Raw genomic sequence first — 5708 nt, forward strand, 5'->3', positions numbered from 1 at the left:
GTCGCCATGGCAAGCAGGACGGCCAGGACCTTCAGGGCGGTCGTGAGGTACTTCAAATGTCATTCCGGCGGTGAGGCGCTGCGAAGGGTCGGATCGGGGCGAGGATCACCCGATGGGCACGACCATCGCAAAGTGCATCCCGCCGGCGTCGATGGTTCGCTCGAACCGGCCGCGCAGGCTCCGCTCGATGGTCTGCCTGAGGAGGCGGGAGCCGAACCCGGTGCCGTCGGCCTTTTCCGCCTTGGAGGGGGCCACGCCCTCTTCCCAGGTCAGCTGCATCTCGTGCCCGTCGACCCTTCCCTTGAGCCTGAGGGTCCCGCCACCGGAAAGGGCCCCGTACTTGGCGGAGTTGGTGGCAAGCTCGTGGAAGATCATCGCGTAGTCGTTGACCTGCGCCGGCGCCGCGGTCGCGCTCACGTCGATGGCGACCTCGATGTTGGCGCCGTCGCGGTAGGGGGACAGGATGCGCTCGGCGAGATCCTGGAGCCTGACGTCGCCGAGGTCGTGCTTGTGTGAACGGGTCGCCAGTGACGTCGCCTCGTGCAGGACGCCGAACCGCCGGGACAGGTCCTCGGCGAAGTTGGGCGTCGACTTGGCCTCGCGGGCGACGATGGCGGTGAGCGCGCGGGCGACGGTGAACATGTTCGAGACACGGTGTTCGAGCTCGGCCGTCAGCAGGTGCTCGGCCTCCTCGGCCCGCTTGCGGTCGGTGATGTCGAGGAAGATGGCCTGAACCCACTCGCCGACCTGGCCGGCGTCGCCGCCGACGCCGCGCGCTGAGATCCAGCGGGCGTCGGGTCCGTCGCCGATACGGAAGTCGAAGCTGTAGGGACCCGGATCGGTCGCGCTCGCGTCCCAGTCGATCATCATCCCATGCCGGTCCTCGGCGTTCACCTTGGCGAACAGGTCGTCGATGGGGACGACGGACTTGGAGGTGCCCCAGAACTCCTTGCAGAGGGCATCCAGCTGGGCCAGGCGCCGGCTCGGCGACCATGCCCACAGGGCGACACCGCCGCGGTGGATCGTGCCGGTGAAGTTTTCGAGCGTCCACTCGTAATCGGTCGGCGTCGTATCCCCGGCCATGCAATTCCTTGGTCGATCCTGAGTCTCGGCGATGCCTTTCGCATCGCCGCGAAGGTAAACCCTTCGATGGGGAATTGGGTCCACGGCCAAGGTCAGGACGGTACCGAAGGCGAGGCCGGTAGCGGCACGTTCGACATTACGTTTGCCGCAAGCAACCCATCCAAGCCTGGCCTGTTGAGATGCCATGTCGATGAAGCGCGCCCTCGAAGCATCGGTCATCCTCGTGGTCGAAGACGACGACCTCGTCCGGATGAATGCCGTCGAGATGCTGGAGGACGCCGGCTTCTCGGTAGTTGAGGCGCACCATGCCGACGAGGCCTGGGCGATCCTGCACGAGCGTTCGGACATCGGGGTGGTCTTCACCGACGTCGACATGCCGGGCTCGATGTGCGGCGTGACCCTGGCCGAGCGTGTTACCGAGAACTGGCCCGATATCCGTTTGGTGCTGACGTCGGGGCGCCACCGCTTCGCTCACGACGAGGTGCCGGACCACGGCTTGTTCGTGCCCAAGCCTTACCGGGCATCCCAGGTCATCGACGCCATACACAAGGCGGACTGAAGTCGGAGTGGGGACTCGTTAGTCCCTCGTGATCTCCGCCAGCGGCGCCTCAGCCGTGAATACGATGCCCCGCGGGCGGTATTCGATCTCGGCCGTCCCGCCGATCTCCTGGGCGAGCGCCCGCTCAATCATGCGGGAGCCGAAACCGGTTCGGGTCGGCCGCGACACTCGGGGGCCCCCCACCTCCTGCCACTGGAACCAGAGCCGGTCGGAACCGGACCTGTCCGCAACGTCCCAACTCACGATCACACGTCCGTCGTCCAGCGAGAGGGACCCGTACTTGACGGAGTTCGTCGCGAGTTCGTGGATGGCGAGGGCGAAGGCCAGGGCGACGCGAGGTGCAAGGCGCAGGATCGGACCGCCGATCTTGAAGCGATGGTCCTGCTCGACGCCGAACGGATGCAGCGCCGCGATAACCACGTATTTTCGGCTGGCTACTCCTGGCGGGAGTTGTCTTCGCAACTCTCGCGCCCATCGGCCTCCGACCCGTCACAGATGCCCCGGTCTCCCTTGAGCGGTTCGGCGCCTACGCGGTCGTCAGCTTCCTGTTTGCCTTCGGGTACCCGCGTCACCGCTGGCAGGTTTTGGGACTGTTGGTGATGATCGCCGGAGCGATGGAAGCGATGCAGAACCTGGAGCTGACACGGCATGGCCGCTTTGGGGACTTCGCGGTGAAGGCCGCTGGGTGCTGGTTCGGAGTGATGCTCGCGGTCGTCCTGGCGTTCATCCCAGCGAGCATGGCGAAGGCCGAGGGGCGAGCGTAGGAGGCCTAGCCTACTGCGGGGCGAACAGCGTGATGTTGCTGTTGATTTGGTACGCGCTGGTCGGCGGCGTGTTCACGAAGCGGAGATAGAGCGGGCTCTCACCAAGGATTGCTCCGAAGGCCGACGTGACCGGCATCGGGAAGCACCTGGCGAGTGCCGCGTCTGCGGCTTCTTGATAATGCCGCTGTGCCTCCGCATCGCCCTTGAGCTGGCGAGCAATGATGTGCGGCCTCCCCCGGATGGCCCCAGCCTTGTCGAGCCCGAAGCGGTAGGCCAATAGCGAGCCGTCGGTTCCCGCTGGGACTGTCCAGCACTTCGCCAATGCGGCACGGAGGTCTGTCCAGTTGTTAGCCTGCGAGGGGGCTTCGGGTTCCGCCCTGGCCGGCATGGTAGCGACACACGCGGCCACCATCGGGAGGAGGGCATAGGCGGGAATGGGTCGCATCGACGAGCGCTTTGTCGGCACGGAACAACGGATCGCGCTGTGATGGTCAACGCTCCAGATGCCGAAAGGTGCTCAAAGCCGACCCGACTCACCCGGTCAAGCTCGCTCTCGGCATGCCTCCGAGGCTTACGGTCGCAGCTTAAAGGAAAGCGAGCCGTAGCTGCCAGTGCGATACGTTCGATCGCACCCTATCGTTCATTTTCATTGCGTCTTCAGTAATTAATAATTTTTCTGCGCTTGCAGTATAATGGCTCGCTTGATAATTGGTACAGCCACCAAGCGTAACAAAAATAATGACGACAAGTGTCTTTTGGAACAGGAGCGAGGCACGCATGATTAGCGCCTATGCTTTCACTTCGATAGGCCGAACATTATTGTTAAGCAGCCACACGGTGATCGCTGGGGGCGAGATCAAGACTCGCCTGTGCTATTTGTCTCAGCCAACCCTCTGCGTTCTCAGCTCGTAACTCTGATGCACGCATCAGCTCATAGGCCTCCTGAATCGCCGCGTCTGCCCTCTCTTGCATAGCCAACAAGCGCGCATCTGCTTCCGATTGAACTTGCAGAATCTTCAGTTTCGCCTCATCTCGAGCGTTCGTTAGAAGGCCTTCGAGGATACGTACCTGCTCCTGAGTCCGCTCAAGTTCCACTAGAAGAACAGCACGCGCAGTAGCTTGCTCGCGCAGCTCCGCTTGTTGCTGCTCGGATGCGCTCTTCGATGCCGCTATGTTTTCCAGAACTTTGGTCCAGTCTGATCTAATCTGGGCAGGACCTAATGAGCACTTATCAGACGACTGCCGTGACTCCGAAGAAGCCGCTAATTCGACAACCCGCCGCGACACGCCCTCGTGGTTATCGGAGCAGACGGTAGCCATCTTCGCATCCAGCTCATTCCAAAATGCCGTATTTATGGCGGTCATCATAAAGTCCTCGTCTTCATAGGCTCAGAAAGCGACGCAATTGCAGCGGATGTTGCTCAGCTTCGCTTCATACCCGCCTTAGATGCGCTGACAGGCTCCACCACGAACTCCGTTTCGATCGCCTCGGAGATCTGCACAAGCCAGCCTTCTATTGTAGCCGTCCGCTCCTGGGCGATACGAGCTCGTTCTTCGGAAGCCTGAATCAGCTTGTTCGCCTGAGCCTGAACATCCCGAGTGCGCTTCTCAGCAGCTTGGACCCTAGCATGAGCGTCCTGCATGTCTGCACGAACTTGCTCCAAGAGTTCCTGAACACGAAACTCTTGCTCTTCTGCGCGGCTCTCAACGGTTCGCATATATTGAGCAGCGCCCCGCACCCGTTCCAGCACCTCCGGCCAATTTTTTCCAAGAGTTGAGCTTCCGACTGCACTATGCCGAGTAGCGGTGATATCGGCCGCTGGGGTTAGAAGGACAACCTTATCTCCGTGCAGTGAGCCATGCACCTGCGGATCCGATCCGGGAACGGCCTCATCCCTCATGAACGTATCTACAAGAAGTTGCCTTGCCTGCTCCATCGCCTATCCTCGCTGTTCTTCCGCGTAGACACTCGTAATCGAATTGATTGCCTTGGTCGCTTTAGACTTGAGCCTGATCCAGGCTCATGTGGCCGCCGAGAAGTAGGTTTTTAGCTGCTGCATCAATCCTTTGAAGCCACTTCTCTGCGGTGCTTGCTCGCAGGTCCGCAACCCGCACTTGTTCTTCAGCGGTACGTACCCAGGCATCGGTTTCGGCGCGGATCACACTTACACGCGCCTCAGCTTCGGCGCGAATTTCCTGCACCTGAGCATCTGCGTCTGCTTGTACCTTCTGCAAGCGGACATCCGCCACTGTTTGGATCTCTTGCACTCGCATCTCTGAGAGCTGCAAAAGCTGCTGTGTCTGCTTTAGGGCTCTCTCAAGGCCTTCGAGGGCAGCTTGATGAGACACGCTCTGCTCCCTCAGACGCTTCTTTTGATCGCCAGCTAGGCCGGCCATGCCGTTGATGATGTCGAGGGTGCTCATCCAATCGCCAACCTCAACGGCTTCTGTATCGACACCGGATGGAGAGGCGCCGACATCGTTGACTGCCGCCTCGGGTATGAGGGGAGATGGGTGTAGGGTCGGTTGTGGACTAAAGGCCGCTTCGCTCGTCAGTGGCTCGATCGTGCTAAACGAGGGCTTGAGCAGGAGGATCTCAGCCGACGGCTTGTCGGCGATGCTGTCGAAGCTCGCTGCAACTTGCGTCAGGATTTGAGCCCAGGAGACTAGTGGGGCCGCAGCCATGGTGTGCTCTTCCCTATGAGCTCATCTTGATGACGACACAGCCATCTCATCATAGTTAACGAAGCGTTAATAAGCGACGCGTTTTAACCTAAAATTCAGGAAAGTTGATCGATCTTAACCTCAAGCCGCCCCATGGGCCTGTCTGCTGGTATCTCTAAACTGCATAGCGAGCGCTGATCCGACAATCGAGTAGCACACGCTCGACGAGGTCCAGCTGCTGTTCGCGTTCGCTGGGATCTGGCTGGTCCGCCCCCATTGAAGTGGTCCGCCCTTTGGTATGGCTTTTGAGCCTGGAGGACGGACGAGATGGCAAAGCACCCGAAGCCCGAGGAGATCGTCGCGAAGCTACGTCAGGCGGACGTGCTGATCTCACAGGGCCAGAGCGTGGCCGATGCAATCCGCGCGCTCGGTGTGAGTTCGGTGACGTACTACCGGTGGCGGCGTGAGTTTGGCGGCCTGAAGTCGGATCAAGTTCGACGGATGAAGAGTCTTGAGACCGAGAATGCTCGGCTTCGAAAGGCAATCGCCGATCTCACCCTCGACAAGCTGATCCTGCAGGAGGCGTCCCGGGGAAACTTCTGAGCCCCGCGCGCCGACGCGCCTGTGTCGAGCACATC

The 5708-nt window shown here is 61.0% G+C and carries 8 protein-coding genes and 1 pseudogene; 3 read left to right on the forward strand and 6 right to left on the reverse strand.

Features of this window, described 5'->3' with window-relative positions; all coding sequences use genetic code 11:
- Window positions 1-105: 105 nt before the first annotated feature.
- Complete coding sequence (locus MFF13_RS24870; RefSeq protein WP_238273247.1) at window positions 106-1083, reverse strand: sensor histidine kinase; 978 nt, start codon at window positions 1081-1083, stop codon at window positions 106-108.
- A 184-nt stretch (window positions 1084-1267) separates the two neighbouring features.
- Between MFF13_RS24870 and MFF13_RS24875 the strand changes: the two genes are divergently transcribed.
- Complete coding sequence (locus tag MFF13_RS24875; RefSeq protein ID WP_238273248.1) at window positions 1268-1642, forward strand: response regulator; 375 nt, start codon at window positions 1268-1270, stop codon at window positions 1640-1642.
- A gap of 18 nt (window positions 1643-1660) precedes the next feature.
- Here MFF13_RS24875 and MFF13_RS24880 read toward each other — a convergent pair whose 3' ends face one another.
- Window positions 1661-2062 (reverse strand): sensor histidine kinase, encoded by a 402-nt coding sequence (locus tag MFF13_RS24880; RefSeq protein ID WP_238273249.1) that lies wholly within the window; start codon window positions 2060-2062, stop codon window positions 1661-1663.
- A gap of 173 nt (window positions 2063-2235) precedes the next feature.
- On the opposite strand from MFF13_RS24880, the gene MFF13_RS24885 reads away from it, so the two are divergent.
- A complete protein-coding gene (locus MFF13_RS24885; RefSeq protein ID WP_238273250.1) occupies window positions 2236-2406 on the forward strand; it encodes a hypothetical protein in 171 nt (56 codons plus the stop codon).
- 10 nt (window positions 2407-2416) lie between these two features.
- Here the strand turns inward: MFF13_RS24885 and MFF13_RS26680 are convergent, their stop codons facing one another.
- The 4 genes from MFF13_RS26680 to MFF13_RS24905 form a co-directional block, all read right to left on the reverse strand.
- Window positions 2417-2851 (reverse strand): UCP034077 family protein, encoded by a 435-nt coding sequence (locus tag MFF13_RS26680; protein ID WP_505744306.1) that lies wholly within the window; start codon window positions 2849-2851, stop codon window positions 2417-2419.
- Window positions 2852-3228: 377 nt separating this feature from the next.
- Window positions 3229-3774, reverse strand: a complete 546-nt coding sequence (locus tag MFF13_RS24895) for a hypothetical protein (protein ID WP_238273252.1) — start codon at window positions 3772-3774, stop codon at window positions 3229-3231.
- Between the two features lie 53 nt (window positions 3775-3827).
- On the reverse strand, window positions 3828-4343 hold the full coding sequence (locus MFF13_RS24900; RefSeq protein ID WP_238273253.1) for a hypothetical protein: 516 nt from the start codon (window positions 4341-4343) through the stop codon (window positions 3828-3830).
- 61 nt (window positions 4344-4404) lie between these two features.
- Window positions 4405-5091 (reverse strand): cell division protein DivIVA, encoded by a 687-nt coding sequence (locus tag MFF13_RS24905; protein ID WP_238273254.1) that lies wholly within the window; start codon window positions 5089-5091, stop codon window positions 4405-4407.
- A gap of 306 nt (window positions 5092-5397) precedes the next feature.
- On the opposite strand from MFF13_RS24905, the pseudogene MFF13_RS24910 reads away from it, so the two are divergent.
- A pseudogene (locus tag MFF13_RS24910) lies at window positions 5398-5708 on the forward strand (transposase); the annotation flags it as partial.

Origin of the sequence: Methylobacterium cerastii (assembly GCF_022179125.1) — a bacterium.
GTDB lineage: Bacteria > Pseudomonadota > Alphaproteobacteria > Rhizobiales > Beijerinckiaceae > Methylobacterium > Methylobacterium cerastii.